Raw genomic sequence first — 15,009 nt, forward strand, 5'->3', positions numbered from 1 at the left:
TGGCAGGGGAGCCTCCGGCTCCCCTGCCACAAGCCAACAGACGGGCCCTCCGGGCCCTTGGACAGTCCCGACACGCTGACTTGACAGGGAAGACGACCGCCGCCCGAACCCGGTCCTTGCTCTCCGTCAAACTCTTGTCCGGCAACCCCACCAGCGTGAACGCCGCCACCCCCGGCTCCAGATCCGCCTGGACCTCGACCACCACGCCCTCGACGCCCACCAGCGCCACCGAGCACGTCCGCGCGAACCCCATCTCAGGCCACCCCTCGCGCGTGCTCGACGACCGGCGCCCCGCGCTGCGGCAGCAGGACGCCGACCAGGTCGATGCGGACGCCACCCGGTGGCGCACCCCCGTGCGCGTGGATCCAGTGCGCCGCGAGCCCCCGCAGCCGCTCCGCCTTCTCGGGCGTCACCGCGGCCATGGGGTGCTCGAAGGGCCCCGCCCGCCGCGTCTTGACCTCGCAGACGACCAGGACGTCCCCGTCCCGCGCCACGATGTCGATCTCACCGGTCCTGCCACAGCGCCAGTTGCGCTCCAGGACCGTCATCCCGGCCTCGGTCAGCCGCCTCGCGGCCAGACTCTCGCCGTACTTGCCGAGTGCACTGCGTGCGTTCATGTCGGCACCACCTCCGGCACCGACGATCACGCAATCCCGCCCACCGAGTTGATCTTGGTGGACTACTCACCGGTTGTGGAAAACCCCGTCACCCACACGGGCCACAACAACACCACCGGTCAGCTGCCCGGCAATTCCAGATCACTCTTGTTCAGCTCCTCGATGTTCACGTCCTTGAACGTCAACACTCGGACCTGCTTCACGAAGCGAGCCGGCCGATACATGTCCCACACCCACGCATCCGCCATCGACACCTCGAAGAACACCTCACCCTGGACCGAGTGCACCTGCATCTCGTAGTCGTTGGTGAGGTAGAAGCGCCGCTCGGTCTCGATCACGTATTTGAACAGCCCGACGACATCGCGGTACTCCCGGTAGAGCTTCAGCTCCATCTCGGTCTCGTACTTCTCGAGGTCCTCGGCGCTCATGGCATGTTCCCCTTCAGCCGTGCGATCCCACCATTGTGCGCCAGTCCCGTCAGCCCCTAGACGATTTCGGTGTCGAGGGTCACGGGTCCGGCCGGGGGACCTTCGTCGAGCAGCCTGCGCAGCAGCTCGGCGAGTCTGGTCGGATACACCGTCTCATGTGCCCGGGTCAGTTCCTGACACGTCCACCAGCGCGCTCCGGCGACACTGCGCCGTTCCAGGTCGGTCAGGCCCAGTGCCCGCGTGGCCGTCCGGGTCGTCCGGGCCAGGTAGTACCACTCGTCCTGGTCCCAGCGACGGCCCGCGAAGGGGAAGGAGCACATCCGCCGCCAGAGCACCGGGCCCAGTTCGACCTCGGTGATACCGGTCTCCTCGGCGAGTTCCCGGAGAGCGGCCTCTTCACGAGTCTCGTCGCCCTCCAGTCCGCCGCCGGGCGTGAACCACCAGTCGTCGGCCGGATCGTCCGGCTCATGACCGTGCAGCAGCAGAATCCGGTCCTCGGGATCGAGCAGCACGACCCGGGCGACCTTCCGCAACCCGCCCTCGAACGCGTCGGCCGCCCCCTCCACAGCCCCGGTCTCACCCGGCACGAACAGCCTCCACCCGCCCCCGCGAGCGCCGCGACCGCTTCACCAGGCCCTCGATCGGCCCGTACGCCCCACCGCCGAGAACCAGCACCCCGCCCACGACGATCACCGCGAGGATCGTGTTCAGCGGTCCCGGCGAGGAGAGCGCGCCGAGTGCCTCGAAGCCGGTCGGGCGCCCCAGCATGCCCTTCCAGGGCCACACCACGGAGTCCACCCGGGCCTGCACGGCGGTACGCGCCACCGTGCCCTGGGCGGCGTCGGTGAGGTGGGCGGAAGAGTCCAGGGAACCCTGACGCTCGTCGCCCAGCAGGAAGAGCCGTCCCTCAGGGACCTTGACCGTCCCGAAACCCGTCACCTCCGCCGCGCTGCCTTTGGGCAGGTACGGCTCCTCGATCTGCTTGCCGTTGACGGTCAGCTTGCCGTCCGTGCAGCAGGAGACCGTGTCCCCGCCGACCGCCACGACCCGCTTGACCACGTCGGCGTTGGTCACCCAGCTCTTGTCCTTGAAGACAACGACGTCACCCCGGCGCACCTCGTCGCCGTCGACGCGCTGGGCGAGCACCCGGTCGCCCGCGGCGATGGTGGGCGACATGGAGCTGGTGGGCACGGTGTAGGGCCGGTAGAGCACCGCTCCCCAGGCGAATCCGCCGAGAAACAGCACGATGCCCAGTGCGACGGCCAGACCAGACAGTCGCTGTCCGGTCCGGCTGCCCACCGGGCCCGTGCTGGTGCCGCCGCTCTGCGGGGCCGTACGTGTTGCGCTCTCGCCACCCATGGGTCCGCACCCTACCCGGCGGTACCGGACGGGGTCAGCCCTTCCCGGCCGCCCGGAGCCGCAAGCTCCGCAAAGCTTTCACCAGGCGGTGTTTCAGCGGGTCCGCTCGATCGTGGACTTCCTACGGCGCCACAGCGCCACCGGCACCACCCCGGCCAGCGCCAGCCCCTGCGGGGCGACCGTCAGGGCCGCGGACGCCGAGGACTGGGTGTTGATGCCGGCCTGGTCGAAGGTGTCCGGCTTCGGCAGCGTGCCCCAGCGGTCGATCGGCCAGGCCTTGACGATGGCACGGCCCACGACGTCCTTCACCGGGACCATGCCGTGGTGCCTGTCCGTCTGGTTGTAGCGGGAGTCCCGGGAGTTCTGGCGGTGGTCGCCCATCACCCAGATGTAGCCCTTGGGCACCTTCACCGTGAACTGGCCGCCCTGGTCGTCCTGGCTGCACGGGGTGTTGCCCGCGTAGACGTACGACGTCTCGTCCAGCGCGTGGCCGTTGACCTTCAGCGGGCCGGTGCCCTCGCAGGAGACCGTGTCGCCGCCGACGCCGATGACGCGCTTGATGAGGTCCTTCTCCTCTGCGGACGGCATCAGGCCGATCCAGGAGAGGAACGTCTGTACGGCGTTCGGGTCCGCCGTCGGCTCGCCCGCCAGCCAGTTGTCGGGGTCGTGGAAGACGACGACCTCGCCGCGCTCCGGCTCGGAGCCGAACCACGGGGTGAGCTTGTCGACGAGAACCCGGTCGCCCTGCTGGAGGGTGTTCTGCATCGAGTCGGACGGGATCGAGAAGGCCTGTACCAGGAAGGTCTTGATCAGCAGCGCCAGCACCAGCGCGATGCCGATCAGGATGGGCAGCTCCTTCCAGAAGGAGCGCGGCTTCTTCGGCCGCGGGGTCGAGTCGCCGGAGCCACCTCCCGCGCCCTGTTCCGCCGTCCCGTCCTCGGTCGCCCCGGAGTCATTCCCGGAGGTCACGGCGCTGTCCGCGGCCGGGTCGGCTGCATCCACGGGGCGTCCGCGGTGCTCCTCGCCGTCGTGCCCGGATCGTGCGCCAACCGCCACATCCCCCACGCCAACTCCTTACTCTGTGCCGCCGCCTGCCCCAGGTACGACGCAGGCCCACCACTCCCATAACGAGCGGGAGTTCCGCAGGGCTCGGGAGTTGGATCGATCCGTTCGGATCGTCGGGAGCAACCCTAAGCGACGCCTGGGAGGCTGCGGTCGCCCCGGACACAGAGTCGGCAACGGAAGAGTAAGTTTTCGGTTCTTTCAGCGAGGTCCAGTGACCGAAAGGCCAAGCGATGACCATGGCTCGGCCCACCACGGAGTCCTCGGAGACCGTGCCGCCGTAGTCGGTGTTCTGGTGCGAGCGGGAGTCCGCGGAGTTGGCCCGGTGGTCGCCCATCACCCACAGCCGGCCCTGCGGGACGGTGATGTCGAACTGCTGGGTGGAGGGGGCGTTCCCGGGATACAGGTAGTCGGTCTCCTGCAGCGGAACGCCGTTGACGGTCACCCGGCCCTGTGTGTCGCAGCACTTGACGCGGTCGCCGCCGACGCCGACGACCCGCTTGATGAGGTCCTTCTCGTTGTCGGAGGGCAACAGGCCGATGAAGGTGAGCCCTTCCTTGACCTGCTTGACGACGATGGGGTCGTTCTTGGTCGTGGTGCCCTGCTCGTCCTGGAGCCAGCCGCCGGGGTCCTTGAACACCACGACGTCCCCGCGCTGCGGCTTGGAGCCGAACCACGGGGTGAACTTGTCGACCAGGACCCGGTCGCCGATCCGGATCGTCTGCTCCATGGAGCCCGACGGGATCACGAACGCCTGGACCAGGAAGGTCTTCAGGACCAGTGCTATCAGGACCGCCACGCCGACGAGGAGCGGTATCTCCTTGACCGCGCCGCGCCTTCTGCGCCGCTTGACCTTGCGCTGGAGCTTGCGCCGCTCCGCGCGCGAACGGCCGCCGGAGGGGCTGGCGGCGCGCCGGACGCCGGTGGGCAGCAACGGGGCGGCGGCGCCGCCGTCCACGCCGCGGGGCTTGCCGCGGTTACCCATGCGCGCCCCCCGCCGCGGGCACGCGCGCGTAGGCCGCGGGACGGTGCAGACGGGTCAGATGGGCGTACGGCCATACGATCCAGTCGGCCCGCCCGATGACCTCGTCGACGGGGACCATGCCGCCGCCCGGGGAGCCCAGATGGTCGCGGGAGTCGCTGGAGACGCTGCGGTGGTCACCGAGGACGAACAGGGTGCCGTCGGGCACCTCGACGTCGAAGGGCACCGAGGACGGGCCGTCGCCCGGGTACAGGAAGCCCGACTCGTCGACCGAGCGGCCGTTCACCTGGATCCTCCCCTCCTTGTCGCAGCAGACCACGTGGTCTCCCCCCACACCCACAACGCGTTTGATGTAGTCCGCGTCCCCGAAAGAGCCGGTTCCGTCGAACACGACGACATCTCCCCGCTGTGGCCGGGCACCGAAACGGTACGCCAACTTATTTACGAGAACCCGGTCCCCGATCCTCAATCCGTTTTCCATGGATCCGCTGGGAATCTGGAAAGGTTTGACCACGAACGTGCTGAGCAGGAGGAAAAACACCAGGCAGGCCAGCAGGCCGAGGGTGATCCGCCCGCCGGGCACCTGTTCGGTGATCCGCGCCACCAACGCGGAACGCGACCGCCCCTCCCGCCCCGAACCGAGGGGCGTGGAGGACCGGTCGCGCTCCGTCTGCTGTGCTTCGGTGTCCATCGGTGCCAGATGCTATCCGGCGCCGCTGTGACGTCCGAAGAGCGCTCAGTTGTCGCGCTTCTCCTTGATCTTCGCGGCCTTGCCACGGAGCTCGCGCAGGTAGTACAGCTTCGCGCGACGCACGTCACCGCGGGTGACGAGCTCGATCTTCTCGACGATCGGGGTGTGCACCGGGAAGGTGCGCTCGACGCCGACCGAGAAGGAGACCTTGCGGACCGTGAAGGTCTCGCGGACACCGGAGCCCTGACGGCGGATGACGACGCCCTTGAACTGCTGCACACGGGAGCGGTTGCCCTCGATGACGCGCACATGGACGTTGACGGTGTCACCCGGGCGGAAGGCCGGGATGTCGCTGCGCAGCGACGCGGAGTCGACGGAGTCGAGCAGGTGAGACATTTCGTCTGCTTTCTTCACCCATGCCACAGGTCATAGGCGGGAGCTAGGTGTATCGGAGGATGCTGTCCGTGTCGGGACGGGCGTCGTGTCCCCCTGTGGCAGGGGCGCACGCCGGACGACGCACAACAGCGACCTATTCTTCCACGTCGTCGACCCGACGCCAAAATCGACCGTACGGCTCCCCCGCCGGGTCGGGCGCCCAGCCCAGGATCGAGAGCATCTCGCGGTCCTTCTTGTCGAAGGCCTTGGGCTCGCAGCGCTCGATCAGGTCGGGCCGGTTGGCCGTGGTCCGCTTGAGCGCCTCGTCGCGCCGCCAGCGGGCGATCTTGCCGTGATGGCCGCTGAGCAGCGTCTCCGGGATCTCCCGGCCGCGCCAGGCGGGCGGCTTGGTGTAGACGGGCCCCTCCAGGAGGTTCGCCATGGCGCCGGGCGCGAAGGAGTCGTCCCGGTGCGACTCGGCGTTGCCGAGGACCCCGGGCAGCAGCCGCGCCACGGCTTCCGTGATCACCAGGACGGCCGCCTCGCCGCCGGCCAGGACGTAGTCGCCGATGGACACCTCGTAGACCGGCATCCGGGTCGCGTACTCGTCGATCACCCGGCGGTCGATGCCCTCGTAGCGCGCGGGCGTGAAGACCAGCCAGGGGCGCTCGGAGAGCTCTACGGCGAGTTCCTGGGTGAAGGGGCGGCCGCTCGGGGTGGGGACGATCAGGACGGGCCCATGGGAGCCCGTCTCGTAGCCGTCGGCCAGCGCCGCGTCCAGGGCGTCGCCCCAGGGGCCGGTCTTCATGACCATGCCCGGGCCGCCGCCGTAGGGGGTGTCGTCGACGGTGTTGTGGCGGTCGTAGGTCCACTCCCGCAGGTCGTGCACATGGACGTCGAGCTGCCCACGCGCGCGTGCCTTGCCGACGAGGGAGACGTTCAGGGGGTCGAGGTACTCGGGGAAGATCGTGACGACGTCGAGCCTCATGCGCCGTCTTCCTTCGACGAGGCGACCTCGGCCTGATCGTCGATCAGCCCGGGCGGCGGCGCGATGACCGCCCTCTGCTCCTCCAGGTCGATCTCCGTGACGATCGCCTCGACGAACGGGATCATCACCTCGCTGCCGTCGGGCCGCTCCACGATGAACAGGTCCTGCGAGGGCAGATGCGAGATCTCGGTGATCCGGCCGACCTCCACCCCGTCGACGGTCACCACGTCCAGGTCCATGAGCTGGTGGTCGTAGTACTCGTCCTCCTCCTCGGGCAGCTCGTCGGGGTCGACGTCGGCGATGAGGAGGGTGTTGCGCAGCGCCTCGGCGCCGGTGCGGTCGGTGACGCCCGCGAAGCGCAGGAGGAGGCGGCCGCTGTGGACGCGGCCGGTCTCGATGGTGAGCGGGCCGGTCGAGGCGGGGTCGGTCGCCAGGACGGCGCCGGGCGCGAGCCGGAGTTCCGGCTCGTCGGTACGGACCTCGACGGTGACCTCGCCCTTGATGCCATGGGCGCGGCCGATGCGCGCGACTACCAGCTGCACTGTGCTTGATCTCCTGGACGACAAGTAGGTACGACTACGGGCCGGGGACGGCCCGATGGCCCTCCCCGGCCCGAGCCGGTGTTGCGTTGCGTCAGCGGACGTGGTCCACGTCGACGAGGTCGACCCGGACTCCGCGGCCGCCGATGGCACCCACGACGGTGCGCAGGGCACGCGCGGTGCGGCCGTTGCGGCCGATCACCTTGCCGAGGTCGTCGGGGTGCACCCGGACCTCCAGCACCTGCCCACGGCGCAGGTTGCGCGAGGCGACCTGCACGTCGTCGGGGTTGTCGACGATGCCCTTCACGAGGTGCTCGAGAGCCTCCTCGAGCATGCTCAGGCCTCGGCCGACTCAGACGAAGAAGACTCAGCGGCGGCCTCGTCCTTCTTCTCCGCCTTCTTCTTCTGGGTGATGGCCTCACCCTTGCCCTCGTCGTCGCCGCCCAGGGCCTCGAACGAGGGGCGCGCCTTCTTGGGCTCGGCCACGAGCAGCGGAGCCGGGGCGGGCTCGCCCTTGAACTTCTGCCAGTCGCCGGTCTTCTTCAGGATGGCGAGGACGGGCTCGGTCGGCTGCGCGCCGACACCCAGCCAGTACGCGACGCGGTCGGCGTCCACCTCGATGACCGACGGGTGGTAGGTCGGGTGGTACTTGCCGATCTCCTCGATCGCACGGCCGTCACGGCGGGTGCGGGAGTCGGCGACGACGATGCGGTAGTGAGGCGAACGGATCTTGCCCAGACGCTTCAGCTTGATCTTGACTGCCACGGGAGTGGGTTCTCCTGGATTTGACGTGGTTGGGCACGGCGAGATTGCCGCGTGGGGTTGCGGTACCCGAGTGCCCGATGGACGCGTCAGCCGGAGGCGAGAGGGTTCCTGTGCGGCTGTCGAGTACAGCTAGCCATTGTGCCACACCCGGCGGGCCGCGTCGGACGGCCGGCCCCGCGCCGGGGCATGCCGGAACGGCGCCCGGGGTCCCGGGCGCCGTCACACGGACGGCGGCTGTACCGGCAGCCACGAGTTGCCGGTCCTGCGCGCTCCGCTGTTACGCGGCTCCCACGACCTCGGGGATCCGGAACGGCTTGCCGCACCCGCCGCAGACGATCGGGGCCTGGGCCAGGACGGAGGGCACCACACGCACGTTGCGACCGCAGTCGCAGACCGCCTTGACCCGGACGCCGCCCCCGGAGGAGCCGTGCCGGGCCGCCGGTCCGCGGAAGGAGCGGGCGGTGTCGGCGGAGGTGGCCGCGGTGTGGGCCTTGAGGGCGCGCTGGAGCCGCTCGATGGTCGGGCGGTAGCGGCGCTTCGCGTCGGGGGTGAGCGTGACCAGCGAGAAGCCGCTGCTGGGGTGCGGCTCCTCGGGGTGGTCCAGGCCCAGCTCCTCGGCGATCGCGAGGAATCTGCGGTTGTGGTAGCGGCCGGCGCGGGAGGTGTCGCGGATGCCTCGGGCGGCGGCGATGCCGTGGACTGCCTCGTGAAGCAGTCGCTCGAAGGAGAGCTCGTGACCGCAGGCGGACGACGACTCCCCGATCAGTGACTCTGGCGCGGCAAGGTCGGGCAGCTCGGGGTGGTACCGCTGAATGTCGGCCCACGCCTCTGCCAGCTCTGCGGCGAGAACAGGTGGTGTCTGTGTCGTGCTCACGTAATGACAACGAGCCAGAGTGCCGCTGTGTTCCTATTCCGGGCCATCCCAAATAATTTGCACGTACCCGTCAGTTGCCGCTGATGCGTGGAGACGAGGGCGGGTGCGCTGATCTGCGGAGAAGCCTCACAGCTCGTACCAAGCCGGTGCGTAGTGTGAGGTACGCCCCAGCGCGTAGATCGCGTCCACGCGCCGGGGCGGTTGTGATCCGCGGGTGCGCAAGGGGCGTTTCGGTCGCTCTCGCGCCGGAGGCCGCTGTCTCAGTAAGCGCGCGCTACCACTGCGACGTTACCGGGGGCGTCATCGGTTCCCGGCACCGCCCCGTCCTCCGCGACCAGACACCGTACGGTCGCCCCGTGCTCGGCCAGCCTGGCCTCGCCCTCCTCGCCGAGCACCGCCCACGGGATCCGCGCCCAGCCGCCGCCGACGGCCGCCTCCACGGCCTCGTCGAACGTCGACACGTCGGTCGTCCGGGACTCGCGGCGCTCCCGGGACTGGGCCAGCAGCAGCGCCTGGTCCTCTTCGAGAACGGCCGGCAGCAGTCGTACGAGATCGTCGAGCGCGACCGCTTCCTTGCCGCCCGGGATCCGGCGGGCCACCATCGCGGTGCCGTTCTCCAGGTCACGGGGCCCGACCTCGACGCGGACCGGCACGCCCTTGAGCTCCCAGTCGACCGCGCGGCGGCCGAAGGGGGTGTCGGTGCGGTCGTCGACGTGGACGCGCAGGCCCGCCGCCTTCAGCCGGTCGCCGATCTCGCGGACCTTGGCCAGAACCGCCTCGTCCCCCTTGATGGCGAGAACGACGACCTGGGTCTGCGCGAGCCGGGGCGGGACCCGCAGACCGTTGTCGTCGCCGTGCATCATCACCAGCGCGCCGATCATGCGCGTGGTGGAGCCCCAGGAGGTCTGCCAGACGAGTTCCTGGGTGCCGTCCTTCGACAGGTACGTGGTGTTGAAGGCCTTGGCGAAGTTCTGGCCCAACTCATGGCTGGTGGCCATCTGGAGGGCCTTGCCGTCGCCCATCATCCCTTCGAGCGTGAGGGTGTTGATCGCTCCGGCGAACCGCTCCTTGACGGTCTTGCGGCCGGGGACGACGTCCATGGCGAGGACGTTCGTCATGAAGTCCTCGTAGACCTCGCGGTGGATGTGCGAGGCGAAGTCGCGCGCGTCCTCAAAGGTGGCGTGCGCGGTGTGGCCCTCCTGCCACAGGAACTCGGTCGTACGGAGGAAGAGCCGGGGCCGCAGTTCCCAACGCACCACATTGGCCCACTGGTTGATCAGCAGCGGCAGGTCGCGGTAGCTCTGCACCCACTTGGAGAAGTAGTCGTTGATGATCATCTCGGAGGTGGGGCGGACGACCGCGGGCTCCTCCAGCTCCTTGCCGCCGCCGTGGGTGACCACCGCGAGTTCGGGCGCGAAGCCCTCCACATGGTCCGCCTCGCGGGTGAGGTACGACTGGGGGATCAGCAGCGGGAAGTACGCGTTCTGGGTGCCCGTCTCCTTGATGCGGGCACCCATCTCGGCCTGCATCCGCTCCCACAGCCCGTACCCGTACGGTCGGATGACCATGGTGCCGCGCACCGGGCCGTTGTCGGCCAGCTCCGCCTTGGTGATCAGATCCTGGTACCAGCGGGGGAAGTCCTCAGCGCGGGGCGTGAGGACGGGTGCCTTTGCCATGGCGCGATGGTACGGGCGCACGTTGCCGTGATGTGAATTCTTTTCGCTCGCGCGGCGAACCCGTAAACCGGGCCCTTCGGCCTCTGGACGAGCGGTCGGGTGCGGAGTTACCTGGCATACGGGGGAAGTGCGAGCGCACGTCACGGGGGCCGGTCAATCGGGCACAACGGCAACTCTCGTCGGATTGGGGCGTTTGTTCATGACACCTACGCTCGTGCGGCAGCACCGGACTCCTGCGGACGAGACGTCCCGCACGGATCTCGGTGCACGCGCGCGTGACTGGTCCGAGATCCAGGAGCGGATGCTGGTCCCGCTCTACGAGACCGTCTACGAGCGACTTGAAGTGGGGCCCGCGACACGGCTGTTGGGGCTCGGCTGCGGCAGCGGACTCGCCCTGCTGATGGCCGCCTCCAGAGGCGCGGCCGTCGCCGGCGTCGAGGGCGGCTCACCCGAGCGCCTCGCGCTCGCGCGGGAACGGCTGCTGCCCGAGGGGACGTGGCACGCGCGCGCCGGCACCCGGCTCGTCGCGGGGCCGCCCCGGGACGCGGCGGCCCCGGACGCACCGCTGTTCACCGCGGTGACCGCCTTCGAGCCGATCGGCTGTCTCGCGGGCGACTCGGAGGGGCTCGAAGAACTGCTCGCCTCGGCGACACCGCTCGCCGAGCGGGGAGCGCCCGTGGTGCTCGCCGGCTGGGGTCCGCCGGAACGCTGCACCACGTCGTCCGTGCTGCGGGTGGCCGCCAAGCTGGCGGATCCGCTGCGCAGCACGGGCAGTTGGCGCCCGGCGCTCCGGGACGACCTGGAGGAGGTCGCCCAGCGGGCGGGCCTACGGCCGGACGGCTCGGGGCGGGTCTCCTGCCCCTTCGGGTACGCCGATCTCGCGAGCGCCCTCAAGGGGCTGCTGTCGACGGGCCTGTTCGACGCGGCGATCGAGGCGACCGACCGGGCGCAGGTGGACAAGGAGTTGGCGGAGGCGGTCCACCCGTACCGACGCCAGGACGGCACGGTGTGGATGCCGAACGTGTTCCGGTACCTGATCGCGAGGGTTCCCTAGGAATCCTTGGCGAGCCGTGTGATCCCCGCGATCCGGTACGCGTCCGCCTCCTCCAGCGTCTCCCGCTCCAGCAACGCCCCGGCGAGCGCGTCCAGTTGACCCCGGTGGTCGCGGAGCTTGCGGCAGGCCTCCTCGTAGCACTCGTCGACGATCCGCCGCATCTCGCCGTCGATCACGTCGAGGGTCTGGGGCGCGGCGGCGAGGCCGTACGCCTGCTGGGCGTCGTTCGGGAGGGCGGAGAGCCGTCCGACCCGGTCGCTCATCCCCCACCGGGCGACCATCCCGCGCGCGATGTTCGTGACCTGCTCCAGGTCGTTCTCCGCACCGGTCGTGATGACGCCGTAGACGACCTGTTCCGCGGCCATGCCGCCGAGCGCGCCGATGATCCGGCCGCGCAGGTACTCCTCGGTGTACGCGTACTTGTCGGCGTCCGGCGTGGACAGGGTCACGCCGAGCGCGCGTCCGCGCGGGACGATGGTGATCTTGCGGACGGGGTCGGCGCCGGGCTGGAGCATGCCCAGGAGGGCGTGTCCGCTCTCGTGGTAGGCGGTGCGCCTGCGTTCCTCCTCGGGCATCACCAGGGGCCGTTCCGCGCCCAGTTGGACCTTCTCCAGGGCTTCCGAGAGGTCGGTCTGCGTGACGCGTTCCTGCTTGCGCTTCACCGCAAGCAGCGCGGCCTCGTTGGCGAGGTTGGCGAGTTCCGCGCCGGTCATGCCCGGGGTCGTACGGGCGACCTGGGCGAGGTTCACGTCGTCGGCGAGCGGGATCTCGCGGGTGTGGATCTCCAGGATGGCCTCGCGGCCGCCGCGGTCCGGGGGCGAGACCATGACCACCCGGTCGAAGCGGCCGGGGCGGGTCAGGGCCGGGTCCAGGACGTCGGCGCGGTTGGTGGCCGCGATGACGATCACGCCCTCGGAGCCGGAGAAGCCGTCCATCTCGGTGAGGATCTGGTTGAGGGTCTGCTCGCGCTCGTCGTGACCGCCCATCCCCGAACCGCCGCCCCGCGCGCGTCCGATGGTGTCGATCTCGTCGATGAAGATGATCGAGGGAGCCACCTTGCGGGCTTCGGCGAACAGTTCCCGCACCCGTGAGGCGCCGACGCCGACGATCATCTCGATGAACTCGGAGGCGGAGGCCGAGAAGAACGGCACCCCCGCCTCACCGGCGACCGCCCGCGCGAGCAGCGTCTTGCCGGTGCCGGGCGGGCCCGCGAGGAGGACGCCCCGGGGCATCTTTGCGCCCATCCGGCGATACGCGTCGGGGTTCTTCAGGAAGTCGACGACGTCGTTCAGCTCGCCCTCGACCTCGTCGATGCCGGCCACGTCCTCGAAGGTGGTGCGCCGGGTGCCCGCCTCCAGCTCGACCGGCTTGGGCGGCGCCTTGCGGCCGAGCATGCCGCCCGCGCCGCCGAGCCCCGCGCTCATCCGCCGTGCGATGAAGATCCACAGCACGACGAGGAGCAGCATGGGGGCCAGCGCGATCAGCAGGTTGGCCAGGAAGCTGCGGTGCTGGACGACCGGCTCCGCGGTGACCGTGACGTTGTGCTTGGTCAGGTCCTCCCAGAGCTGGTCGTCCGCGAAGGTCGGCCGCTCGGTGTTGAACTTGGTGTAGGTGCCGTCGCCCTCGGGGTTGTCCTGCTTCTTCTTGAGCTGGCCCTGGATGGCGTCGCCCTTGGCGTAGATCTTGCTGACGTTGCCGGCGTCGACCTGCTTGCTGAACTCCGTGTAGGAGATCGTCGGCTCGTCGCCCTCGTTGAAGAAGGACAGCACGAGGTTGGCGATCAGGTAGACGACCAGCGCGGTGACGATCAGGCTCCACCAGCCGCCGCGCGGCCGCCGCCCACCGGACGGCGGCTTCGGCGGCTCCTCGGGGGTGCCCTCGGTACGCCAGGGCTGCTCGGGAGACTTGCGCGGCGGGGCGGGGTTGGTCATATCCGGACGTTACGACATGGACCAACCCCTGGCACTCGCAGAGCTGAACTCAGCCCATGAACTTCTTGAACTCGTCCGGCAGCTCGAAGTCCTGCGGGGCCTGCTGACCCGGCACCCCGAAGGCGCCGCCCTGGGCCGCGGCCGCGCGGCGCGCCGCCTCCTCGGCCTCCTGCTGCTTGCGCTTCATCGGGTTGCCGGAGCGCTGCTTGCCCTTGGCCTGCTTCTGCTGCTTGCGCTGTCGGCCGGGGCCGCCACCCATGCCCGGCATCCCGGGCATCCCCGGCATGCCGCCGCCCTGGGCCATGCGGGACATCATCTTGCGGGCCTCGAAGAACCGCTCGACGAGGTTCTTCACCGCGCTGACCTCGACACCGGAACCGCGCGCGATACGGGCGCGACGGGAGCCGTTGATGAGGTGCGGGTCCTGGCGCTCGCCCGGGGTCATCGACTTGATGATCGCGGCCGTGCGGTCGACGTCCCGCTCGTCGAGGTTGTTGATCTGGTCCTTGATCTGGCCCATGCCCGGGAGCATGCCGAGCAGTTTGGAGATGGAGCCCATCTTCCTGACCTGCTCCATCTGGGCCAGGAAGTCGTCGAGGGTGAAGTCCTGACCCTTCTTGGAGGCCAGCTTCTCGGCCATCTTCTGGGCTTCGGCCTGGTCGAAGGTCTTCTCCGCCTGCTCGATCAGGGTGAGCAGGTCACCCATGTCGAGGATGCGGGAGGCCATCCGGTCCGGGTGGAAGGCGTCGAAGTCCTCGAGCTTCTCGCCGTTGGAGGCGAACATGATCGGCTTGCCGGTGATCTGGCGGATCGACAGGGCCGCGCCACCGCGGGCGTCGCCGTCGAGCTTGGAGAGCACCACGCCGTCGAAGCCGACGCCGTCGCGGAAGGACTCGGCGGTGTTGACCGCGTCCTGGCCGATCATCGCGTCGACGACGAAGAGGATCTCGTCCGGGGAGACCGCGTCCCGGATGTCCGCGGCCTGCTGCATCATCTCGGCGTCGATGCCGAGACGGCCTGCGGTGTCCACGATCACGATGTCGTGGACCTTGGACTTGGCGAACTCGATGGAGTCCTTGGCGACCTTGACCGGGTCACCGACGCCGTTGCCCGGCTCGGGGGCGTACACGGCCACGCCCGCCCGCTCGGCGACGACGCTGAGCTGGTTCACGGCGTTCGGGCGCTGGAGGTCGCAGGCGACCAGGAGCGGGGAGTGACCCTGCTCCTTGAGCCAGCGGCCGAGCTTGCCCGCGAGGGTGGTCTTACCGGCGCCCTGGAGACCCGCGAGCATGATCACGGTGGGCGGCTGCTTGGCGAAGCGCAGCCGCCGGGTCTCGCCGCCGAGGATCGTGACGAGTTCCTCGTTGACGATCTTCAGGACCTGCTGGGCGGGGTTGAGCGCCCGGGAGACGTCGGCGCCGAGGGCGCGGTCCTTGACGTTCTTGATGAACGTCCGCACCACGGGCAGCGCCACGTCCGCCTCGAGCAGCGCGATACGGATCTCGCGCGCGGTGGCGTCGATGTCCGCCTCGCTCAGACGCCCCTTGCCGCGGAGGTTCTTGAAGGTCGCTGAGAGGCGATCGGAGAGAGTATCGAACACGGCGGCGTCGGTCCTCGGAGTCGGGGGCAGTGTGAGCGCCTTCCAGGGTATCCCGGCTCGGTGCGGTG

Annotated in this window: 17 protein-coding genes and 1 pseudogene; 1 reads left to right on the plus strand and 17 read right to left on the minus strand. The window is 69.7% G+C overall.

The genetic code is table 11. The features are described from left to right. Window positions 1-91: 91 nt before the first annotated feature. From ABZ896_RS22565 to proS, 15 genes and pseudogenes are all read right to left on the minus strand, one after another. Window positions 92-253, minus strand: a pseudogene (locus ABZ896_RS22565) (magnesium chelatase domain-containing protein); the annotation flags it as partial. A gap of 1 nt (window position 254) precedes the next feature. Then, entirely contained in the window at window positions 255-617 is a 363-nt protein-coding gene (locus tag ABZ896_RS22570) for a YraN family protein (RefSeq protein WP_360931815.1), read from the minus strand. Window positions 618-736: 119 nt separating this feature from the next. After that, window positions 737-1,045, minus strand: coding sequence for a DUF2469 domain-containing protein (locus ABZ896_RS22575; protein ID WP_005311352.1), 309 nt, complete (start codon window positions 1,043-1,045; stop codon window positions 737-739). 56 nt (window positions 1,046-1,101) lie between these two features. Next, window positions 1,102-1,632 (minus strand): NUDIX hydrolase, encoded by a 531-nt coding sequence (locus ABZ896_RS22580; RefSeq protein ID WP_360931818.1) that lies wholly within the window; start codon window positions 1,630-1,632, stop codon window positions 1,102-1,104. Next, window positions 1,622-2,404, minus strand: a complete 783-nt coding sequence (lepB, locus tag ABZ896_RS22585) for a signal peptidase I (RefSeq protein ID WP_360931821.1) — start codon at window positions 2,402-2,404, stop codon at window positions 1,622-1,624. The genes ABZ896_RS22580 and lepB (ABZ896_RS22585) overlap by 11 nt, the downstream gene beginning before the upstream one ends. Before the next feature lie 93 nt (window positions 2,405-2,497). Further along, a complete protein-coding gene (gene lepB, locus ABZ896_RS22590) occupies window positions 2,498-3,469 on the minus strand; it encodes a signal peptidase I (RefSeq protein ID WP_360931823.1) in 972 nt (323 codons plus the stop codon). Continuing rightward, window positions 3,357-4,451, minus strand: a complete 1,095-nt coding sequence (lepB, locus tag ABZ896_RS22595) for a signal peptidase I (protein ID WP_360931826.1) — start codon at window positions 4,449-4,451, stop codon at window positions 3,357-3,359. The genes lepB (ABZ896_RS22590) and lepB (ABZ896_RS22595) overlap by 113 nt, the downstream gene beginning before the upstream one ends. After that, a complete protein-coding gene (lepB, locus tag ABZ896_RS22600; RefSeq protein ID WP_360931829.1) occupies window positions 4,444-5,139 on the minus strand; it encodes a signal peptidase I in 696 nt (231 codons plus the stop codon). Before lepB (ABZ896_RS22600) ends, lepB (ABZ896_RS22595) begins: the two co-directional genes overlap by 8 nt. Window positions 5,140-5,184: 45 nt before the next feature. Next, window positions 5,185-5,535, minus strand: a complete 351-nt coding sequence (gene rplS, locus ABZ896_RS22605) for a 50S ribosomal protein L19 (protein WP_356594058.1) — start codon at window positions 5,533-5,535, stop codon at window positions 5,185-5,187. Window positions 5,536-5,668: 133 nt separating this feature from the next. Beyond that, a complete protein-coding gene (trmD, locus tag ABZ896_RS22610; RefSeq protein ID WP_360931832.1) occupies window positions 5,669-6,502 on the minus strand; it encodes a tRNA (guanosine(37)-N1)-methyltransferase TrmD in 834 nt (277 codons plus the stop codon). Next, complete coding sequence (rimM, locus tag ABZ896_RS22615; RefSeq protein ID WP_360931835.1) at window positions 6,499-7,044, minus strand: ribosome maturation factor RimM; 546 nt, start codon at window positions 7,042-7,044, stop codon at window positions 6,499-6,501. Before rimM ends, trmD begins: the two co-directional genes overlap by 4 nt. A 91-nt stretch (window positions 7,045-7,135) precedes the next feature. After that, window positions 7,136-7,375, minus strand: a complete 240-nt coding sequence (locus ABZ896_RS22620) for an RNA-binding protein (protein WP_115744409.1) — start codon at window positions 7,373-7,375, stop codon at window positions 7,136-7,138. A 2-nt stretch (window positions 7,376-7,377) separates the two neighbouring features. After that, window positions 7,378-7,806, minus strand: a complete 429-nt coding sequence (gene rpsP, locus ABZ896_RS22625; RefSeq protein ID WP_360931838.1) for a 30S ribosomal protein S16 — start codon at window positions 7,804-7,806, stop codon at window positions 7,378-7,380. A 277-nt stretch (window positions 7,807-8,083) separates the two neighbouring features. Further along, window positions 8,084-8,680 carry a hypothetical protein gene (locus ABZ896_RS22630; protein WP_360931841.1) on the minus strand — a complete coding sequence of 199 codons (597 nt, stop codon included), beginning with the start codon at window positions 8,678-8,680 and terminating at the stop codon, window positions 8,084-8,086. Between the two features lie 260 nt (window positions 8,681-8,940). Next, the gene (gene proS / locus ABZ896_RS22635; protein ID WP_360931844.1) at window positions 8,941-10,356 is read right to left on the minus strand and encodes a proline--tRNA ligase; all 1,416 of its coding nucleotides are present in this window, start codon (window positions 10,354-10,356) and stop codon (window positions 8,941-8,943) included. A 199-nt stretch (window positions 10,357-10,555) separates the two neighbouring features. Here proS and ABZ896_RS22640 point away from each other — a divergent pair, with 199 nt between their 5' ends. Then, window positions 10,556-11,410 carry an SAM-dependent methyltransferase gene (locus ABZ896_RS22640; protein WP_360931847.1) on the plus strand — a complete coding sequence of 285 codons (855 nt, stop codon included), beginning with the start codon at window positions 10,556-10,558 and terminating at the stop codon, window positions 11,408-11,410. Here the strand turns inward: ABZ896_RS22640 and ftsH are convergent. Together ftsH and ffh are read right to left on the minus strand one after the other, a co-directional pair. After that, window positions 11,407-13,341: an ATP-dependent zinc metalloprotease FtsH gene (ftsH, locus tag ABZ896_RS22645; protein ID WP_360931850.1), complete on the minus strand. Its 1,935-nt coding sequence runs from the start codon at window positions 13,339-13,341 to the stop codon at window positions 11,407-11,409. The two genes, ABZ896_RS22640 and ftsH, sit on opposite strands and share 4 nt — an antisense overlap. A gap of 49 nt (window positions 13,342-13,390) precedes the next feature. Next, on the minus strand, window positions 13,391-14,941 hold the full coding sequence (gene ffh, locus ABZ896_RS22650) for a signal recognition particle protein (RefSeq protein ID WP_360931853.1): 1,551 nt from the start codon (window positions 14,939-14,941) through the stop codon (window positions 13,391-13,393). Window positions 14,942-15,009 lie beyond the last annotated feature (68 nt).

This window comes from Streptomyces sp. NPDC047072, from assembly GCF_040643855.1.
Classification (GTDB): domain Bacteria; phylum Actinomycetota; class Actinomycetes; order Streptomycetales; family Streptomycetaceae; genus Streptomyces.